Genomic DNA, 17,002 nt, shown 5'->3' on the forward strand with positions numbered 1-17,002 from the left:
TCGGCAAACGGCCTCCCGGAGGTCGGCGAACGACCTCCAGCACCCACTGGATGGCTTGAGGGCGTCGCCGAAGTCGATCGCGGCGTGGGGCCTTACCAGCGGATCAGCGAGGCGCCCCAGGTGAAGCCGCCACCCATTGCTTCGATCATCACCAGGTCGCCGCGCTTGATGCGGCCATCGGCGACGGCGGTGTGGAGCGCCAGCGGAACAGAGGCGGCCGAGGTGTTGGCGTGACGGTCGACGGTTACCACCACCTTCTCGGGCGGCAGGCCGAGCTTCACCCCGGCGCCGTCGATGATGCGCTTGTTGGCCTGGTGCGGCACGAACCAATCGAGGTCGTCGATGGTGTGGCCGGTATCCTCGAGCACCTTGTAGACCACATCGGTGATCATGCCGACGGCGTGCTTGAAGACCTCCTTGCCCTCCATCCTGATGTGGCCCATCGACTGCGTCGAGCTCGGCCCGCCATCGGTGTAGAGCTTGTTCCAGTAGTGACCGTCGGAGCGGAGCGAGGTGGCAAGCACGCCGCGCTCTTCGCCGGCCTTACCGAGTTCCATCACCACTGCCCCGGCCCCATCGCCGAACAGCACGCAGGTGGTACGATCGTTCCAGTCGAGGATGCGCGAGGCGGTTTCGGCGCCGATCACCAGGGCGCGCCTGGCGAGCCCGTTCTTCAAATACGAGTCGGCGGTCGCGACGGCGTAGACGAAGCCGGAGCACACCGCCTGGATGTCGAACGCCGCGCCATGGTGCATGCCGAGCTTCTGCTGCACCACCGCCGCCGTCGCCGGGAAGGTCATGTCCGGCGTGGTCGTCGCAACGAGGATGAGGTCGATGTCCTCGATGGTGATGCCGGCATTCTCCATCGCCTTGCGGCCGGCGGCAGCAGCGAGATCGGAGGTGTTCTCACCCTCGGCCGCGATGTAGCGCTGCTTGATGCCGGTGCGCTGCTGGATCCACTCGTCGGAGGTGTCGACAGTCTTGGCCAGTTCGTCATTGGTCACCACATGCGCCGGCAGGTAGGAGCCGACGCTGCGGATGATGGATTTCTTGTCGGTCACGCGGATTTCGCCTCGGTTTCGGGAGTGGGCGCCGCCTCGGTCGGGGGCACCACGCTGAGGGTGGGAAAGCGGCGCATGCCCTCGCCGATCTTGTCCATGACGCGGCTGCGGGCCATCTCATAGGCAAGGCTCAGGGCGCCTTTGAAGCCGACCTCGTCGGTGCCGCCATGCGACTTGATGACGACGCCGTTGAGGCCGAGGAACACCCCGCCATTGATGTTGCGCGGGTCGAGCTTGCGGCGCAGCGCCTGCAGCGCCTGGCCGGCGATGGCTGCGCCCAGCATCGAGATGATGTCGGCCTTCAGCGCGTTGCGGATGTAGGCGCCGACCTGCCGGGCGGTCCCCTCGGCAGTCTTCAGCGCGATGTTGCCGGCAAAGCCCTCGGTGACGACCACGTCCACGGTGCCCTTGCCGATATCATCGCCTTCGACGAAGCCGTGATAGATGAAGCCCTCGCCGCTCGCCGCGTGCAGGATGCGCGCCGCTTCCTTCACCTCGTCGTGGCCCTTCATCTCCTCGGTGCCGACATTGAGCAGGCCGACGGTGGGCAGCTCCTGATCGAACAGCGCCCGCGCCAGGGCGGCTCCGAGAATCGAAAAATCGGTCAACTGCTTGGCGTCGCCGCCGACGGTGGCGCCAACATCGAGCACGATGATGTCGGAGCGCAGCGTCGGCCACAGCGCGGCGATCGCCGGGCGGGAAATTCCTTCGATCGGCCTCAGACAGAAGGTCGCCATCGCCATCAGCGCGCCGGTATTGCCGCCGGAGATCGCGACATCGGCCTCGCCGTCCTTCACCGACTGGATCGCCGCCCACATCGAGGAGGTGCCGCGGCCCTTGCGCAGCGCCTGCGATGGCTTTTCCTCCATCGAGATGACGATGTCGGCGTTGACGATGCGCGAGACCTTCCTGAGGTCGGGGAACTCGTCGAGCAGCGGCTTCAGGTCGGCTTCGCGGCCGTGGAAGATGAAGGTGGTGTTCTTGCGCTCGCGCCAGAACAGCCGCGCGCCTTCGATGGCCACGCGGGGCCCTTTGTCGCCGCCCATGGCGTCGACGGAGATACGGATGGAATCGCTCATCGCCGCCCGGTCCAGCGTCCCCTGACGGAGACGGGTTTCAACATACTCAAACGCTTACCCCAAACAAGATATCACCCGGATGTGGCGGGGTCCTAGAGCGCTTCACAGTTTTCAAGGAGAAGCGTTCTAGCCCTTGTCCTCGGGAGTCTTGAGGATTTTGAGGCCGGCGAAGGGCAAATCGCTTTCGGTGTCGCCATCGTCGCGCAGCGCGCCCAAGGCTTCGCCCGGCTGGCGCGGGTACGGATCGATCGCCAGCGCCAGGGTTTCGATGATCAGTGCCGAAAGGTCCGCCTCGTTGCCCTCGAAATGGTCCGGCACATCCTCGCCTTCAAGGTCGACGAAGATTTCGGCGTCGGCCGGGCCGGCATAGGCCTTCTCGCCACCAGGCAGGAACACCCGCTCGATCGGCTCGGCGATCTCCTGGGTCACCGGCTCCAGCGACACCACGCTCGGCTGTACGGTGGTGGCGACCAGCCGGCCGGTGACGCGCATGCCGCCCTTGAAGCGCACCGCGTGCAGCTTCACTTCGAGCTTTTCGACGGCGGTGATGCCGAGCTGCTCGGCGATCGCCAGCCGATCGGCGGGGCCCACCACCAGCGCCAGGTCGCGCCCGGCGGCCGGCATCGAATCGAGCCGGATGCTGGCGTCGGGGATACGGAACTGGTCAGTGCTCATGCCGCGGCCGCCATTTCGAGGCGTCCCCCGGCGATGTCGGCAAGCGACTGGCCGGCGAGCTTGTCATATTGGGTGAACAGGTAGGCGGCCAGCTGCGGCGCGTGGGTCGCTTCGGCCTCGGCGTAGACATTGCGGCGCAGCACGGCCTCGACCCCCGGCCGGTCATCGCGGTCCATCGCCTCGTTGAGGCTGGTCATCAGGCCGTAGAAGATCTCACTCATCTTGCGAACCTTCTTGGGCACGGCCATGTCCCCTGCTCCCATTTCGCGCAGCGACCGGTCCATGTCCTTGAAGAACAGGTCGAACAGCGCCTGGCTGAACTCGTGGCCGGCCTGCTTTTCGACCCTCAGGCGCCGGAACAGCAGCGACATGTGCAGCGAAATCATGTCGAAACGGCCGGTGACCGTGTCGGGAATGCCCCAGTCGGCATAGAAGACAGGCTGCCGGGATTGCGCCACAATGGCTGTATAGACGGCATAAACAGCGTCGGAGGACGGGTTTTTCCTGAACAAGTTCAATATCATCAGTCGCACTCCGCGGTTTTGCGGGACAAGGTGCTGCCGGTGTGGAAGGGTTCGGGCAAGGACGCAAGCCAGCTTGCCAGCGGGCGCCTTTGACAGCTACACAGTGCCCGGCCGGCCAAGGCCGTGCTAATAGTAGACAGCGATCGGGAAAGTCAAATTGATGCCTTTGCGCACCGTCACTAGCCGCCTCTTCCCGATGACCGCCGCCGTGCTCGTCAGCCTGTCGCTCGCCGCCTGCGGCAGCGGCATGAGCCTTACGCAGTCCAAGGCGCGCGGCTACGAGATATCGGAAGATGCGGTAGCGCAGATTCGCGTCGGCCAGAGCGCCGCGCTGGTCACCGCCGTGCTGGGCTCGCCGCAGGTCACCAACTCCTTTGCCACCGAGACCGCCTGGTACTACCTCGGCGAGAAGGTGCAGCAGACCGCATTCGGCATGGAGTTGAGCAAGGAGCGTACCCTGCTCGTCGTCTACTTCGACAAGAAGAACAAGGTGGTCGATACCGAGCGCCTGGGCGTCAAGGACGGCAAGACCTTCTCGATCGAGAGCCGCCGCACCCCGTCCTATGGCCAGGATCGCACCTTCCTCGAATCGATCATCAGCTCGATCTAGGGCCTCGCTACCCTGCTTTATCGACCACCCCTCCGGCCGTCGTCCCGGCGAATGCCGGGACCACTGCTCGGACGGTCAGACCAGGCGTGAGCGGCGCCGGGCCATCGCAGCAAGGTCGGATGGTTTCGTGCTCGCAGAGCGCCCGATGCACTGGGCCCCGGTGTTCGCCGGGATGACGGCCAGAGAGTGGGGCGTGCCCGAAAGCTAACCCGCCTGCCCCTGCGCCCTGCTCGGCCGAAAGCTCACCCATGCCAGCGCCAGGATCGCCGCGGCGGCGACCGGGATGGCCAGCAGGTTGATGGCTTCCCAGCCGATCAGTTGCAGCAACAGGCCGGAGGCGATCGAGGCCAGCGCCATGACGCCGAACACCACCTGCTCATTGGCGGCCTGTACCTTGGCAGCCTCTTCCGGCCGATAGGCGGCGGCGAGCATGGCGGTTGCGGCGATGAATCCAAAATTCCAGCCAACACCAAGCAGAATCAACGAAATATCGAAGTGCAGCGTGGTGATGCCGTGCAGGTTGACGCCGGCTGCGAAGAGAATCAGCAGCAAGCCAAGCGCTGCCGTCAGCCTGGCGCCGATGCGCTGGATGATCGCCCCAGTGACGAAGCTCGGGGCGAACATGGCGACGATGTGCCACTGGATGGCGAACGCCGCCTCCTCGGTGGTGTGGCCGCAGACATAGACCATGGCCAGCGGCGCTGCGACCATCACCAGCACCATCAGCGAGTAGCTGATCGCAGCGACGAGCATCGGCACCCAGATGCCGGTGTCGCGCAGCAGCACCCCCAGCGGACGGCCAGCCTTGCGGTCTTCCGCCCGTTTTACTGTCGGCGCCAGGCGCGTGCGGCTGATCACCGCGATGGCAACCAGGGCCAGCAGACCCATCACCAGATAGGTGGCGGCGAATTCATGCCCGGGAATCCAGCCCTTGGTGTGGGCGCTGATCTGCGGGCCGAGAAAGCCCGCCACCACACCACCGAACAGCACCCAGGAGATGGCCCGCGACTTGAGGTTGGGCGGCACGCTGTCGGCCGCGGCGAAGCGGTACTGGTTGGCGAACGCCGCCGGGATACCGAACACGGCAAGTGCGAGGCAGAATAACCAGAACTGGTCGAGCCAGGCCGAGAGCGCCGCAATCACACCCGCGGGAATGGCGATCGAGGCGCCGAGCATCAGCCCTTCTCGCCGGCCCAGCGAGTGGATCAGCAGCGCCGCCGGCCCGGTGGCCAGCGCGGTGCCGATGATCATCAGGGTGACGGGGACAGTGGCAAAGCCCTTGTCGGCGACCATGGTCGCGGCGGTCAGCGAGGCGATCGACATGATGATCGCCTGGTTCGAGCCGAGGATCGCCTGGGCCACGGCGAGCAGACCGATATTGCGGAGCGGCGAGCCTATGCTGGTGGCGCGCTCGTCCATCCTGCCCTACCTGGCTCTCGCCGCTTCGTCTTCGCGGCCGGCCGCTCGGGCCACGCCGTCGAGAACTGCGTTGACCATCTTGGGGGCGTCATCCTCGTAGAACGCCTTGGCGACGTCGACGTACTCGGTGATCACCACGCGCGCCGGGATGTCCTTGCGCCGCAGCAACTCGAAGGTCGCGGCCCGGAGGATTGCGCGCAGCGTTGCGTCGATGCGGGGCATCGGCCAGCCGTCGACCAGCGCGTTGTCGACCGCCGGATCGATCTGCAGCTGCGCCTTGATGACGCCGGTAACGATCTGGCGGAAGAAATCGGCATCGGCCGGCAGATACTCCTCGCCCTCGACCTCTCGGCCGACGTGGATGGCGCTGAACTGGCTGAGCGTATCCTCGAGCGTCTGGCGGCCGACATCCATCTGATAGAGGGCCTGGACGGCGGCGAGGCGGGCCGCACCGCGCTGGTTGGCGGTGCGGGGCGCGGAGGGATCACGCGGCTTGGGCTGGGCCATATTGGAAAGTCATTCTGTTGTGCGCGCCGAAGCGCGCAATGTTCTGCCCTTGGCTTAGCCACTGGGCGCACGAACCGCAATCTCAATCGTCGTGATTGGGCTTCAGGCGCTCGTCGTTGCCGAGCTCGGTCAGGAATGAGCGGAAATCGTCAGCCGCGGAGAAGTTCTTGTAAACCGAGGCAAAGCGCACGAAGGCGACATCGTCGAGGCCCTTCAGCCCCTCCATGACGAACTCGCCGATTTGATCGGAAGTCACCTCGACATCGCCGAGGCTTTCGAGCTGGCGCACCACGCCCGAGATCATGCGCTCAACCCGCTCGGGCTCGACGTCGCGCTTCCTGAGCGCCGTGCCCACCGAGCGAGCCAGCTTGTCGCGGTCGAACGGCACCTTGCGGCCGGATTTCTTGACCACCAGCAGCTCGCGCAGCTGCACGCGCTCGAAGGTGGTGAAACGGCCGCCGCAGGCATTACAGATCCTGCGGCGACGGATGGCGTTGGAGTCCTCGGTCGGCCGGCTGTCCTTGACCTGCGTGTCGTCGTTTCCGCAATAGGGGCAGCGCATCGGTAGGCTCCAGGGATGCTCCGCGAAAGCGAAGCTATGCTCAGTCGGCGTAGATCGGGAAGCGCGAGGTCAACGCCATGACCTTGTCGCGCACCGCCGCTTCGACGGCGGCATTGCCTTCGTCGGAGTTGGCTTCACGCAGGCCATCCAGCACCTCGACGATCAGCTTGCCGATCTCGCGGAACTCGGCCTCGCCGAAGCCACGGCTGGTTGCCGCCGGGGTGCCCAGACGGATGCCCGAGGTGACGAACGGCTTCTCCGGGTCGAACGGGATGCCGTTCTTGTTGCAGGTGATGTAGGCGCGACCGAGGCCGGCTTCCGCCCGCTTGCCGGTGGCGTTCTTCTTGCGCAGGTCCACCAGCATCAGGTGGTTGTCGGTGCCGCCGGAAACCACGTCGAGACCGTTCTCGATCAGCGTCGCCGCGAGGGTGCGGGCATTGGCCACCACCTGGCGGGCGTAGGCCTTGAACTCGGGCTGCAGCGCCTCCTTGAAGGCCACCGCCTTGGCCGCGATGACGTGCATCAGCGGCCCGCCCTGCAGGCCCGGGAACACCGCCGAGTTGATCTTCTTGGCGATCGCCTCGTCGTTGCAAAGGATCATGCCGCCGCGCGGGCCGCGGAGCGACTTGTGCGTGGTGGTGGTCGTGACGTGTGCGTGCGGCACCGGCGAGGGGTGCACGCCGCCGGCGACGAGCCCAGCGATGTGCGCCATGTCGACCATCAGGAAGGCGCCGACTTCATCGGCGATCTCGCGGAAGCGGGCCCAATCCCACACGCGGGAATAGGCGGTGCCGCCCGCGAGGATCAGCTTGGGCTTGTGCTCGCGGGCGAGACGGGCGACTTCATCCATGTCGAGCAGGTGATCGTCCTGGCGCACGCCATAGGAGACGACCTTGAACCACTTGCCGCTCATATTGACGGGCGAGCCGTGCGTCAGGTGACCGCCCGAGTTCAGGTCGAGGCCCATGAAGGTGTCGCCGGGCTCGAGCAGCGCCAGGAACACCGCCTGGTTCATCTGTGAGCCGGAGTTCGGCTGGACGTTGGCGAAGTTGGCGCCGAACAGCTCCTTGGCACGCTCGATCGCGAGGTTCTCGGCGATGTCGACGTACTGGCAGCCGCCGTAATAGCGCTTGCCCGGGTAACCCTCGGCGTACTTGTTGGTCATGATCGAGCCCTGGGCCTCGAGCACGGCCTTGGACACGATGTTCTCGGACGCGATCAGTTCGATCTCGTGCTGCTGCCGACCGAGTTCCAGCTTGATGGCCTCGGCGATCTCAGGATCGGTCTCGGCCAGCGTGTTGGTGAAGAAGCGGGGAAAGAGCGGAAGGGACGTGGCGGCGCTCATTTGGCGTCTCCCGGGGCAGAAGGATTGGGGTTTCGGTTGGCGTGCGTGTAGCACGCTGGCCCAAGCGATTCCAAGCTGACGACAGCCTGGCAATATCTTTGGATGGTCCGGTTCATGCGGGCTCCCATGGGGTTTCGGTTGGGTGCCCAGGCGAGCGGCAGCTGCTCGTTCGCGTTCCCCGATGGTGCCCCATCTGATCTCGCCAGTCGCGCGAACGCCCCGTTATCGCAGAACTGGCCGGCCGATGAAAGCCCCTGCCCCCTGCCTCCGCAGCAACTATGCGTGTCGCTGCACGTTGTCAGGGCAAGCGTCGATAACAAGAAGACCAGGAGTCTCACATGAAAAAGCTCGCCTCCGCGATTATCGGTACCGGTCTTGCCGGCATCATGATGATCCCCGCCCCTGCCAGCGCGGCTTCCGTCAATATCAGTATCGGCCAGCAGCAGCGCTACGTTTCGGAGCGCTGCCTCGATCACCCGAACTGGCGCGGTTGCGATGACTGGCGCCGCAATCACAATCGGTGGGGCACCAACGAGTACCGCAACTGGTATCGCTGGAACCAGCCGAACCTCGGCGGCGTCGCCGCCGGCATCTTCGGCTTTGCCGTGGGCGCCGCAATCGTCGGCAGCATGAACCGCAACGTCGACCGCTATGACGGCTTCGATGGTCATGTCGCAGCCTGCGAGGCGCGCTATCGCTCGTACAACGCCGAGACCGACATGTTCCTTGGCTATGATGGCCGCTACCATCGCTGCAATCTCTGATTGCAGCATCGGGGCGCCCCTTGCGGCGCCCCGTCCCGGGCTACCCCTTCGGCGGCCGCAGAAAATGCAGCAGGCGCCCGCAGCGAGGCGCCAGCTCCATCCAGTCAGAGACCTCACAGTCGATCACAGCGATGCCTGCAGTCGGAAAATTCCCCAAGGCCTCACCGCCAGCGCTCAGTGCCAGCGCTGTGTTCTCGGTGGCGCTGTTGTGCCCCACCAGCATCAGCACTTTTGTGTCGCCCCCCTGCTCTGCGATCAGGCCCAGATAGTCATGGTCGCGCCGGTCGTAGACGGCATCGCTCCAGACCACGTCAGGTCTGGGACCGTTGGCCGGCAGGCGGGCCATTGCAAGTTCCAGCGTTTCGCGCGTGCGGCGTGAGGTGGAGCAGACGATGCGGTCGGGCAACCAGCCGTGCTTGGTCAGGGTGTCGCCGATCCATGCCGCCGCCGCGATACCACGCAGCGCCAACGGTCGGTCGAAATCGGTCAGCCCCGGATCGTCCCAGGCGGATTTGGCATGGCGAACAAGGATGAGGCGAAGCATGTGGTGATCGTAGCGCAAGCCGTTGCCGGCGCAACCCGTTGCGGCGCTTCTCGGGTTTTGCTCCCACGTCAGGCCGGCTGCGACGAACCGCTAAACTTCGGGGATGCGGCCTTGCTGCACGCCCGGTTCGAGGCCCCAATCGCTATAGTGCGAAAATGATTCGCATGACTGAGACCACCCGATGAGCGACGATCCCGATACCCTCCCGCCCGATGGCGAGAACAAGCGGGTCGTGGATCTCCGCGAGGCGCTCGAGGAGCGCTACCTCTCCTACGCCCTCTCCACCATCACCCAGCGCGCCCTGCCCGATGCCCGCGACGGCCTGAAGCCGGTGCATCGCCGGATTCTCCATGCCATGCGGCTGCTGCGCCTCGATCCCGGCGGCGCCTACAAGAAGTCGGCCAAGGTGGTCGGCGACGTGATCGGTAGCTTCCACCCGCACGGCGACCAGTCGATCTATGACGCCATGGTCCGCCTGGCGCAGGATTTTGCCATGCGCTACCCGCTGGTCGACGGCCAGGGGAACTTCGGCAATATCGACGGCGATGGGGCGGCGGCCTACCGCTACACCGAAGCGCGCATGACCGAGGTGGCCTCGCGGCTGCTCGAGGGCCTCGGCGAGAACGCGGTCGACTTCAAGCCGACTTATGACGGCGCCACCGAGGAACCCTCGGTGCTGCCCGCCAACTTCCCGAACCTGTTAGCCAACGGCTCGACTGGCATCGCCGTCGGCATGGCGACGTCGATCCCGCCGCACAACGTCGATGAGATCTGCGACGCGGCGCTGCACCTGATCAACAACGGGCGCGACAGCACCACCACCGCCGATCTGATGCGCTACATCCCCGGTCCGGATTTTCCGACCGGCGGCATCCTGGTGGAAAGCCAGGCCTCGATCCTCAATTCCTACGAGACCGGCCGCGGCTCGTTCCGTCTGCGCGCCCGCTGGGAGCGCGAGGACAAGGGGCGCGGCGTCTACCAGATCGTCGTCACCGAAATCCCCTATGGGGTGCAGAAGTCCAAGCTGGTCGAAAAGATCGCCGAGCTGCTGCTCAACAAGAAGCTGCCACTGCTCAAGGACATCCGCGACGAGAGCGCCGACGACGTCCGCCTGGTCATCGAGCCACGCGCAGGCACGGTCGACCCGGCCATCCTGATGGAGCAGCTGTTCAAGCTGAGCGACCTCGAGCAGCGCATCTCGCTCAATATGAACGTCCTCGATCGCGGGGTCGTGCCGCGGGTGATGAGCCTCAAAGAGGCCATCGTCGCCTGGCTCGAGCACCGCAAGGACGTGCTGGTGCGCCGCACCAACAACCGGCTGGCCGAGATCGCCCGCCGGCTCGAAGTGCTCGACGGCTATATCGTCGCCTATCTCAACCTCGATGAGGTGATCCGCATCATCCGCGAGGAGGATGATGCCAAGGCGTCGCTGATGGCGACCTTCAACCTGAGCGACGTGCAGGCCGAAGCGATCCTCAACATGCGGCTGCGCTCGCTGCGCAAGCTCGAGGAAATCGAGCTCCGCACCGAGCACAAGACGCTGAGCGAAGAGCAGGCGCATCTCAACGCCCTCATCGCCTCGGACAAGAAGCAGTGGGGCGAGATCGCCAAGCAGATCGGCGACCTCAAGAAGGCCTACCCCAAGTTCGAGAAGGATGGTGTCACGCGCCACCCGCGCTGGGGCCGCAGGACCGATTTCTCCGAAGCGATGGATATCGACCACGAGGAAGTGGCGACGCAGATGATCGAGCGCGAGCCGATCACGGTGATCCTTTCGGAAAAGGGCTGGATCCGCTCGATGCGCGGCCACACCACCGAGATCGACGACAAGGGCTTCAAGACCGGCGACCGGCTGAAACTGTTCCTGCATGCCCAGACCACCGACAAGCTGTTGCTGCTCTCCACCGGCGGCAAGGTCTTCACCCTCGCGGGTGACCGCCTGCCGGGCGGACGCAGCCAGGGCGAGCCGGTGCGGCTGATGGTCGATATCGAGGAGGGCCAGGACCTCGTCGATCTCTTCGTCTACCGGCCGGGCCGCAAGCGCGTCATTGCCTCGCGCAAGGGCGACGGCTTCGTCGTCGCAGAGGACGAGTTGATTGCCAACACCCGCAAGGGCAAGCAGGTGCTCAACGTCGGCGATACCGAGGAAGCACGGCTGATCGCGCCGGTCGAGGGCGACATGCTCGCGGTGATCGGCGAGAACCGCAAGATGGTGGTGTTCCCGCTTGAGCAACTGCCCGAGATGGGCCGCGGCAAAGGCGTGCGGCTGCAGAAGTACAAGGATGGCGGGCTCAGCGACCTCAAGACGTTCCCCTCCGGGGTCGGCCTCACCTGGACCGACTCCTCCGGCCGCACCTTCAGCAAGTCCATGGCCGAGCTGACCGAATGGCTGGGCGATCGTGCCTCCGCCGGCAGGCAACCCCCGACGGGTTTCCCGCGCAACAACAAGTTTGTCGGCTAGCGCGGACGCTGGAATTGACCGAGACCAGAATGAAGCCCGACGTCGGGCGGCGTGACTGTGCCGTGTTCGTGACCCACGTCTGGGGACCGGAAATCGCCAGACACTATGCGCGGCTCAAGCGTGAGGCCGGTCCGGTTCTCGACGTGTTTCTCGCCTATCAGCAAGGCGATGAGGAGGTCGGCTTCCCCCATGGGATGGCACCCGACCTCGTGCTGCGAATGGCGGAGACCGCAGCGCATTTCCCGCTGCGCTACCAGGAACACCTGCAGCGCGCGACCCCGTGGGGCTACGTGGATCTGGTCTGGATGACCGCCTTCCTCAACCCCAGGCTTGCCGGCTATGATCGCCTCTGGCTGGTCGAATACGACGTCGACTTTTCAGGTCACTGGGCGACTTTCTTCCGCGCCGCAGCGGCCTACGAGGGCGACTTGCTGACCACGCGGCTCCGGCCCCTCAGCGCCGATCGGGACTTCTACTTCGCCCCCATCTACGAGCAACCCGAGGCGGCTCCGGATGACCCGCTCATCGCCTTCATGCCGATCTCACGTCTGTCGCGACAGCTAATCGAGCATTACCGCGCTGGCCTGCTGCAGGCGGGTTGGCGCGGGCATTTCGAGATGGTGCTGCCTTCGATGGCACGGGCCGGCGGCTTTTCGATCGCCGAGATCGGCGGCTACGACGCGCTGACGCCACCCGAGCGTCGCGGCCTGCATTATGACGGAACCTTCGAAGACCTGATGGCGTCGAGCACGACGCATGCCTACCGGCCGCCGCGTGCCTTCAGCTACTTCGTGCAATCGCCGCGTAAATTTCGCCAGCGCGACCGCATCTATCATCCGGTCAAGGCCGGATGGTCGCTAAGCGAGAGGTTGCGTCCGCTGTGGTTTCCGCTGCTGCAGCAGGTGCGGTCATTCTCACGCCGCCTGCGCGGAAAGGCCTGACGGCTATTCGAGCCGCCGCCAGCCCAATGGGCCGCGCTGCACCTCGAGCGGGCGGAACTGGCCCTTATAGGCCATCTTGGGCGAGTCCTTCACCCAGTAGCCGAGATAGACATAGGTGAGTGCGGCGAGCTTGACCTGCTCGATATGGTCGAGGATCAGCAGGTTGCCGAGCCCGCGCTTGTCGAGCAGCGGGTCGTAGAAGCTGTAGACCATCGACAGCCCGTCCGGCATCACGTCGGTCAGCGCGACGGCCACCAGAGGTCGCCGCGGATGCGAGGTGAGCCGGTACTCGACCACCACCGTCTGCACCGGGGTATCCTCGACCATGTACTCGTAGTCGACGAAGCTCATCTGGGTCATGCCGCCGCCCGCATGGCGGGCATCCAGATAGCGCTTGAACAGCGCGAACTGCTCGGCGGTGGCGCGCGGCTGGCAAACCTCGACCGCGATGTCGGCGTTGGCCTTGCGAATGCGCCGGTAGCGCGCCGACGGCACGAATTCCTGCGCCACGATGCGGACCGATTGGCAGGCCGAGCAGCCATCGCAAGCCGGCCGGTAGATCAGGTTCTGGCTGCGGCGGAAGCCGTTATCGCTCAACAGGTGGTGGAGCGAGGCGGCGCGGCGGCCGGTCAGGTGAGTGAAGAGCTTGCGTTCCTGACGGCCCGGCAGATACGGACACGGCATGGCCGCCGTAAGGAAGAGCTGGGTGTTCTCGGGCGTCTGATCGGTCATCGTCGTCCTTCGAGCGATGCCCAGAGGATAGACGTGACCCGATGGCCCGGCAATGGCTCATCATGCCTCAGCGCACCACGATCAGTGCCTCTGGATCAGGCCGAGTGCATGCCGCCCGAGCGCCAGAACCGCTGCATCGGTGAGCGGCGCAGCATCAGCGTGCCCACGACGAGGTCGTGCAGCATCTGCTGACGGGGCGTGAACAGCGCGAACAGGATCGAGAACGGCCAGGAAATCCACACCGTCACCCAGAACAGGATCGGGTGGATGAGGATGCTCCAGCCGTTGAGCGGCGTACCGCGCACGGGCGTCAGCACGATATCCATCATCTGCATGCCGACCGTGGCCCGCATCGGCGAGCCCAGCGTAGCCGCATAATAGCCGAGGATCGCCACCGGGATGATGATGGGCAGCGCCAGCAGCCCGAGCCCCAGCGTCACGATGCCGAAAATGCCACCGACCAGCAGTGCGGCGATGGTGATGAAGGTGATGATCACGCAGTCGATCAGCCACGCCGCAGCGCGACGCAGCAGCACGCCATCGAACAGTTCCGGCGCGTTGGACGGGTCGGGAAGATGGTCGCTCATGGTGTTGCCCTGGTTCATGAGGGGAAAGATGGGGACCATGAGGTCCCACACAAGTGGGAGCCCGAAAAATCCCTGGCCAGCGGCCGAGCGTAACGCCAGTCTGCTCGGTAGCCTGCCCGTCCGGGCGAGCAATCGTGGGAGTCGACTTGCTTGATCTGAGCCGTTCCAGCATTGCCATTCCGCCGCATCTGAGGGCTGTGCGCTACAATGCCGGCCATTTTCCAGGCGCGCCCGGCGTGCTTGGGGTCGAGGGCGGCGCGAACTGCCAGCAATACGCCTACGCCGTGCTCCGCCATCACGGCTTCGTCCTGCCCGACCTGCGATCCGACGAGTTGTGGCAGGATCGGGACTATACGGCCGAAGCTGAGCGAATGGAGCCGTTCGACCTGGTGCTCGTTCACGACAATCCCGACAGTTGGGGCGCGCATGTCGGACTTTGCGTCGGAGCAGACCTCGTCCTGCACCTCTCCAGCAGGATCGGTGTCCCCGCCATCGAAACTATCGGGGACCTGCAGCGGCGGCAGGCGTATCGATATCTGATCGGCTGCAAGCGCCCCCTGCGCCGCTAGGTGTTGAGCAGGCGCGCCGCCTCGAGCGCGAAGTAGGTCAGCACGCCATCGCACCCGGCCCGCTTGAAGGCCATCAGACTCTCCAGCATGGCGCCCTCGCCGTTGATGGCCCCGGCTTCGGCTGCGAAGCGGATCATCGCGTACTCGCCCGACACCTGATAGGCGAACAGCGGCACGTCGAACGCGTCGCTCACGCGCTGCACGATATCGAGATAAGGCAGCCCCGGCTTCACCATCACCATGTCGGCGCCTTCGGCGATATCCTGCGCCACTTCGCGCAGCGCCTCGTCCGAATTGGCGTAGTCGAGTTGGTAGGTACGCTTGTCGCCAATGAGCCGGCTGCCCGAGCCGACCGCCTCGCGGAACGGGCCGTAAAAGACCGAGGCGAACTTGGCCGAGTAGGCCATGATGGCGACGTGATCGAAGCCCTCGGCATCGAGCGCCCGGCGAATGGCGGCAACGCGGCCATCCATCATGTCGGACGGGGCGATGACGTCGGCCCCTGCCCTCGCCTGCATCAGCGCGGCCTTGACCATCGCCTCGACCGTCTCGTCGTTGAGGATCTCGCCATCGCGGACCAGCCCGTCCTGGCCGTCGGACGAATACTCGTCGAGCGCCACGTCGGTGATGAGCCCGATATCGACGCCGGCATCGCGGATGGCGCACAGCGCCTGCGCGGTCAGGTTGTCCGGGTTCCAGGCTTCGCTGCCATCGGCGTTGCGGCGATCGTCCTGGGTATTGGGGAACAGCGCCAGCGCCGGGATGCCCTCGGCGGCGGCGGCCTTGGCCGCTTCGACCACGAGATCGACGCTCAGCCGCTCGACGCCGGGGAGCGTGCGGATGGCGGTGCGCTCGTTGTGCCCTTCGATGATGAACAGCGGCCAGATCAGGTCATGCGGCGTCAGCACCGTTTCGCGCACCATGTTGCGCATCCAGCCGGTGCCGCGCAGCCGGCGTTGCCGCCGCCCGCCGAGAAAGCTCATATCGTGCTTGGGCCAGTTCGTGCTCATGGGGCGTTCCGAGTATTGGTGATCGCGCTCGCGAACCGGAAAGGTCCGCACCTTTTCCTGCGAGCGTTCGGCTTGGTCGCCGCGCTTCTATCAGGCACTGCAGTCCTGCGCCAAGGCTTGCGCTTGTCGCACCCGGCCATCCGCGCTATCCACGCCGGATGGATTTCAAGAGCGAACTTGCCGGGCGCTATCTGAGGATCATCGCGATCATCGCGCTGCTGCTCGGCCTTGCCGATGCGTCCCGCCTGCTCGGGGTTTCCTCCGGCTCCGTCAGCCCCATCGCCCAGCTCGGGCCGACGGGCTTTGCCTTCCTCACGGTGTTCTGCCTCGCCCGGCTGTTCGCCGCGGTGGGCCTGTGGATCCGCGCCAGCTGGGGCGCCGTTCTGCTGGTCGGCGCCACCCTCGTCGAGCTGGCGCTCTACCTGGGCGGAGTGCCCGGCGCCGAGATGGGCGCCTTTGGGTTTGCCCTCAGGCTGCTGCTGGTCGGCGGCATCGCGGTGCTGTTCTTCCTCAGCTTCCGGCTGCGCCGCGCCCACGACTGAAGCCTAAGGCGCGTCGCGATCTTGCAGATGCGCTCGTGCGCCTTAGCCGTTCTTTGCGCATGTCTTTGTCCCGAAACCGGTACCCACTTTCGGGAGACATGCGGCGGGTAACGGACGATTCAGGTTACAATTTTCTGACCTGCGGTTACCTCTCGTAAAGCCAAATTCCTGAACTTTTTCCGTAAGATAGTTTTAAGTCTACGGCTTAAGGCCATCTTATTTGGGCCCCCGTAGTTTGGGGCCTATGAGACGCGAAGAAATCGCGCAAGACGACAGGACAGTGAGGCAACAATGGCAATCAAATCCAACGCCGCAGAGGCAATGGTTCCGGAAGAAGCTCTCGGGCTGAAGCCGCTCTACCTAGAAGCCGTCAGCCGTGTCGAACGGCTCCATCGCCGGCTGCTCGACCTGATCAAGGACGAGTTCGACCGGATGGGCTGGGACGATATCAACCCCGTCCAGGCGCTGCTCATGTTCAACATCGGCGACGCCGAGATGACCGCCGGCGAGCTGCGCTCGCGTGGCTACTACCTCGGCTCGAACGTCTCGTACAATCTCAAGAAGCTGGTCGAGACTGGTTACATCTTCCAGGAGCGTTCGCGTTCCGACCGCCGTTCAGTCCGCATCCGCCTCACTCCCAAGGGGGAGGAAGTGGCCGAGGTGATCGACGAGCTCTACGATCGTCACCTGAAGTCGATCGAGAAGGTCGGCGGCCTCAACGGCGAGACGTTCGAGGGCCTCAACAAAGCGCTCGGCCGCCTGGAGCGCTTCTGGGTCGACCAGATCCTCTACAAGCTCTGATCCCGGGCAGAGCTTGCTCTGACTTCGGGTGGAGCGCGCTCCGCCCCAACCAGTGTGGCATCTCGGCCACAGCAGGTTCAGCAAACGCCGGCTTTAAGCCGGCGTTTCTTATTTATGCCCAGAATACGGCTATGCATCGAAGCAATTGCAGGCTGATCCCTCGTCACTGCAAGTCCCTGGGTTTTGTGCGTTCAAACGGCCGGCAGTTCACACCTGCTTGACCGCGTTGGAGCCATACTGGGGCCGATGCTATGAGGGACAACCTCTCG

Annotated in this window: 19 protein-coding genes and 1 riboswitch; of the genes, 7 read left to right on the forward strand and 12 right to left on the reverse strand. The window is 65.1% G+C overall.

Going from position 1 to position 17,002, the window contains the following annotated elements:
* Nucleotides 1-92: 92 nt before the first annotated feature.
* From AC1ROK_RS12145 to AC1ROK_RS12160, 4 genes are all read right to left on the reverse strand, one after another.
* Nucleotides 93-1,061, reverse strand: a complete 969-nt coding sequence (locus AC1ROK_RS12145) for a beta-ketoacyl-ACP synthase III (RefSeq protein WP_492847140.1) — start codon at nt 1,059-1,061, stop codon at nt 93-95.
* Nucleotides 1,058-2,140, reverse strand: a complete 1,083-nt coding sequence (plsX, locus tag AC1ROK_RS12150) for a phosphate acyltransferase PlsX (RefSeq protein ID WP_492847142.1) — start codon at nt 2,138-2,140, stop codon at nt 1,058-1,060. Before plsX ends, AC1ROK_RS12145 begins: the two co-directional genes overlap by 4 nt.
* A 126-nt stretch (nt 2,141-2,266) precedes the next feature.
* Nucleotides 2,267-2,815, reverse strand: a complete 549-nt coding sequence (locus AC1ROK_RS12155) for a YceD family protein (protein ID WP_492847144.1) — start codon at nt 2,813-2,815, stop codon at nt 2,267-2,269.
* Nucleotides 2,812-3,339 carry a ubiquinol-cytochrome C chaperone family protein gene (locus AC1ROK_RS12160; protein WP_492847146.1) on the reverse strand — a complete coding sequence of 176 codons (528 nt, stop codon included), beginning with the start codon at nt 3,337-3,339 and terminating at the stop codon, nt 2,812-2,814. The genes AC1ROK_RS12155 and AC1ROK_RS12160 overlap by 4 nt, the downstream gene beginning before the upstream one ends.
* A gap of 160 nt (nt 3,340-3,499) precedes the next feature.
* Between AC1ROK_RS12160 and AC1ROK_RS12165 the strand changes: the two genes are divergently transcribed.
* Nucleotides 3,500-3,949 (forward strand): outer membrane protein assembly factor BamE, encoded by a 450-nt coding sequence (locus AC1ROK_RS12165; RefSeq protein ID WP_492847148.1) that lies wholly within the window; start codon nt 3,500-3,502, stop codon nt 3,947-3,949.
* A 204-nt stretch (nt 3,950-4,153) separates the two neighbouring features.
* Here the strand turns inward: AC1ROK_RS12165 and AC1ROK_RS12170 are convergent, their stop codons facing one another.
* The 4 genes from AC1ROK_RS12170 to glyA all read right to left on the reverse strand — a co-directional run bounded on the left by AC1ROK_RS12170 (nt 4,154) and on the right by glyA (nt 7,782).
* The gene (locus AC1ROK_RS12170; protein WP_492847150.1) at nt 4,154-5,368 is read right to left on the reverse strand and encodes an MFS transporter; all 1,215 of its coding nucleotides are present in this window, start codon (nt 5,366-5,368) and stop codon (nt 4,154-4,156) included.
* A 6-nt stretch (nt 5,369-5,374) separates the two neighbouring features.
* Nucleotides 5,375-5,875, reverse strand: a complete 501-nt coding sequence (gene nusB, locus AC1ROK_RS12175; protein WP_492847152.1) for a transcription antitermination factor NusB — start codon at nt 5,873-5,875, stop codon at nt 5,375-5,377.
* Between the two features lie 82 nt (nt 5,876-5,957).
* Nucleotides 5,958-6,437, reverse strand: a complete 480-nt coding sequence (nrdR, locus tag AC1ROK_RS12180; RefSeq protein WP_055997857.1) for a transcriptional regulator NrdR — start codon at nt 6,435-6,437, stop codon at nt 5,958-5,960.
* Between the two features lie 40 nt (nt 6,438-6,477).
* Entirely contained in the window at nt 6,478-7,782 is a 1,305-nt protein-coding gene (gene glyA, locus AC1ROK_RS12185) for a serine hydroxymethyltransferase (RefSeq protein ID WP_492847155.1), read from the reverse strand.
* Nucleotides 7,783-7,919: 137 nt separating this feature from the next.
* Nucleotides 7,920-8,002: riboswitch (ZMP/ZTP riboswitch) on the reverse strand.
* A gap of 118 nt (nt 8,003-8,120) precedes the next feature.
* On the opposite strand from glyA, the gene AC1ROK_RS12190 reads away from it, so the two are divergent.
* Nucleotides 8,121-8,546 (forward strand): BA14K family protein, encoded by a 426-nt coding sequence (locus AC1ROK_RS12190; protein WP_492847157.1) that lies wholly within the window; start codon nt 8,121-8,123, stop codon nt 8,544-8,546.
* Nucleotides 8,547-8,586: 40 nt separating this feature from the next.
* On the opposite strand, the gene AC1ROK_RS12195 is transcribed toward AC1ROK_RS12190, so the two are convergent.
* Nucleotides 8,587-9,090: a SixA phosphatase family protein gene (locus AC1ROK_RS12195; protein ID WP_492847159.1), complete on the reverse strand. Its 504-nt coding sequence runs from the start codon at nt 9,088-9,090 to the stop codon at nt 8,587-8,589.
* Between the two features lie 181 nt (nt 9,091-9,271).
* Between AC1ROK_RS12195 and parC the strand changes: the two genes are divergently transcribed.
* Together parC and AC1ROK_RS12205 are read left to right on the forward strand one after the other, a co-directional pair.
* Nucleotides 9,272-11,551 carry a DNA topoisomerase IV subunit A gene (gene parC, locus AC1ROK_RS12200; protein WP_492847161.1) on the forward strand — a complete coding sequence of 760 codons (2,280 nt, stop codon included), beginning with the start codon at nt 9,272-9,274 and terminating at the stop codon, nt 11,549-11,551.
* Nucleotides 11,552-11,580: 29 nt separating this feature from the next.
* Nucleotides 11,581-12,492, forward strand: a complete 912-nt coding sequence (locus AC1ROK_RS12205; RefSeq protein WP_492847163.1) for a hypothetical protein — start codon at nt 11,581-11,583, stop codon at nt 12,490-12,492.
* Between the two features lie 3 nt (nt 12,493-12,495).
* Here the strand turns inward: AC1ROK_RS12205 and AC1ROK_RS12210 are convergent, their stop codons facing one another.
* Nucleotides 12,496-13,224: an arginyltransferase gene (locus AC1ROK_RS12210; protein ID WP_492847165.1), complete on the reverse strand. Its 729-nt coding sequence runs from the start codon at nt 13,222-13,224 to the stop codon at nt 12,496-12,498.
* A 95-nt stretch (nt 13,225-13,319) separates the two neighbouring features.
* Nucleotides 13,320-13,811 carry an RDD family protein gene (locus tag AC1ROK_RS12215; RefSeq protein WP_492847167.1) on the reverse strand — a complete coding sequence of 164 codons (492 nt, stop codon included), beginning with the start codon at nt 13,809-13,811 and terminating at the stop codon, nt 13,320-13,322.
* Nucleotides 13,812-13,957: 146 nt separating this feature from the next.
* On the opposite strand from AC1ROK_RS12215, the gene AC1ROK_RS12220 reads away from it, so the two are divergent.
* A complete protein-coding gene (locus AC1ROK_RS12220; protein ID WP_492847169.1) occupies nt 13,958-14,380 on the forward strand; it encodes a hypothetical protein in 423 nt (140 codons plus the stop codon).
* Here AC1ROK_RS12220 and hemB read toward each other — a convergent pair.
* Nucleotides 14,377-15,390, reverse strand: coding sequence for a porphobilinogen synthase (gene hemB / locus AC1ROK_RS12225; RefSeq protein ID WP_492847171.1), 1,014 nt, complete (start codon nt 15,388-15,390; stop codon nt 14,377-14,379). The genes AC1ROK_RS12220 and hemB overlap by 4 nt on opposite strands.
* A 158-nt stretch (nt 15,391-15,548) precedes the next feature.
* On the opposite strand from hemB, the gene AC1ROK_RS12230 reads away from it, so the two are divergent.
* Both AC1ROK_RS12230 and ldtR read left to right on the forward strand, forming a co-directional pair.
* Nucleotides 15,549-15,932 (forward strand): DUF6163 family protein, encoded by a 384-nt coding sequence (locus tag AC1ROK_RS12230; protein WP_492847173.1) that lies wholly within the window; start codon nt 15,549-15,551, stop codon nt 15,930-15,932.
* 291 nt (nt 15,933-16,223) lie between these two features.
* On the forward strand, nt 16,224-16,733 hold the full coding sequence (gene ldtR / locus AC1ROK_RS12235; protein WP_055997842.1) for a transcriptional regulator LdtR: 510 nt from the start codon (nt 16,224-16,226) through the stop codon (nt 16,731-16,733).
* Nucleotides 16,734-17,002: the final 269 nt, after the last annotated feature.

It is taken from the genome of Devosia sp. GW821-FHT12F11 (assembly GCF_058806655.1).

What these genes read in the sequence shown, in the direction of transcription:
- plsX (WP_492847142.1), bottom strand. Translation starts at nt 2,140, where the DNA reads ATGAGCGATTCCATCCGTATCTCCGTCGACGCCATGGGCGGCGACAAA.
- AC1ROK_RS12155 (WP_492847144.1), bottom strand. Translation starts at nt 2,815, where the DNA reads ATGAGCACTGACCAGTTCCGTATCCCCGACGCCAGCATCCGGCTCGAT.
- AC1ROK_RS12160 (WP_492847146.1), bottom strand. Translation starts at nt 3,339, where the DNA reads ATGATATTGAACTTGTTCAGGAAAAACCCGTCCTCCGACGCTGTTTAT.
- AC1ROK_RS12165 (WP_492847148.1), top strand. Translation starts at nt 3,500, where the DNA reads ATGCCTTTGCGCACCGTCACTAGCCGCCTCTTCCCGATGACCGCCGCC.
- AC1ROK_RS12170 (WP_492847150.1), bottom strand. Translation starts at nt 5,368, where the DNA reads ATGGACGAGCGCGCCACCAGCATAGGCTCGCCGCTCCGCAATATCGGT.
- nusB (WP_492847152.1), bottom strand. Translation starts at nt 5,875, where the DNA reads ATGGCCCAGCCCAAGCCGCGTGATCCCTCCGCGCCCCGCACCGCCAAC.
- nrdR (WP_055997857.1), bottom strand. Translation starts at nt 6,437, where the DNA reads ATGCGCTGCCCCTATTGCGGAAACGACGACACGCAGGTCAAGGACAGC.
- glyA (WP_492847155.1), bottom strand. Translation starts at nt 7,782, where the DNA reads ATGAGCGCCGCCACGTCCCTTCCGCTCTTTCCCCGCTTCTTCACCAAC.
- AC1ROK_RS12190 (WP_492847157.1), top strand. Translation starts at nt 8,121, where the DNA reads ATGAAAAAGCTCGCCTCCGCGATTATCGGTACCGGTCTTGCCGGCATC.
- AC1ROK_RS12195 (WP_492847159.1), bottom strand. Translation starts at nt 9,090, where the DNA reads ATGCTTCGCCTCATCCTTGTTCGCCATGCCAAATCCGCCTGGGACGAT.
- parC (WP_492847161.1), top strand. Translation starts at nt 9,272, where the DNA reads ATGAGCGACGATCCCGATACCCTCCCGCCCGATGGCGAGAACAAGCGG.
- AC1ROK_RS12205 (WP_492847163.1), top strand. Translation starts at nt 11,581, where the DNA reads ATGAAGCCCGACGTCGGGCGGCGTGACTGTGCCGTGTTCGTGACCCAC.
- AC1ROK_RS12210 (WP_492847165.1), bottom strand. Translation starts at nt 13,224, where the DNA reads ATGACCGATCAGACGCCCGAGAACACCCAGCTCTTCCTTACGGCGGCC.
- AC1ROK_RS12215 (WP_492847167.1), bottom strand. Translation starts at nt 13,811, where the DNA reads ATGAGCGACCATCTTCCCGACCCGTCCAACGCGCCGGAACTGTTCGAT.
- hemB (WP_492847171.1), bottom strand. Translation starts at nt 15,390, where the DNA reads ATGAGCACGAACTGGCCCAAGCACGATATGAGCTTTCTCGGCGGGCGG.
- AC1ROK_RS12230 (WP_492847173.1), top strand. Translation starts at nt 15,549, where the DNA reads ATGGATTTCAAGAGCGAACTTGCCGGGCGCTATCTGAGGATCATCGCG.
- ldtR (WP_055997842.1), top strand. Translation starts at nt 16,224, where the DNA reads ATGGCAATCAAATCCAACGCCGCAGAGGCAATGGTTCCGGAAGAAGCT.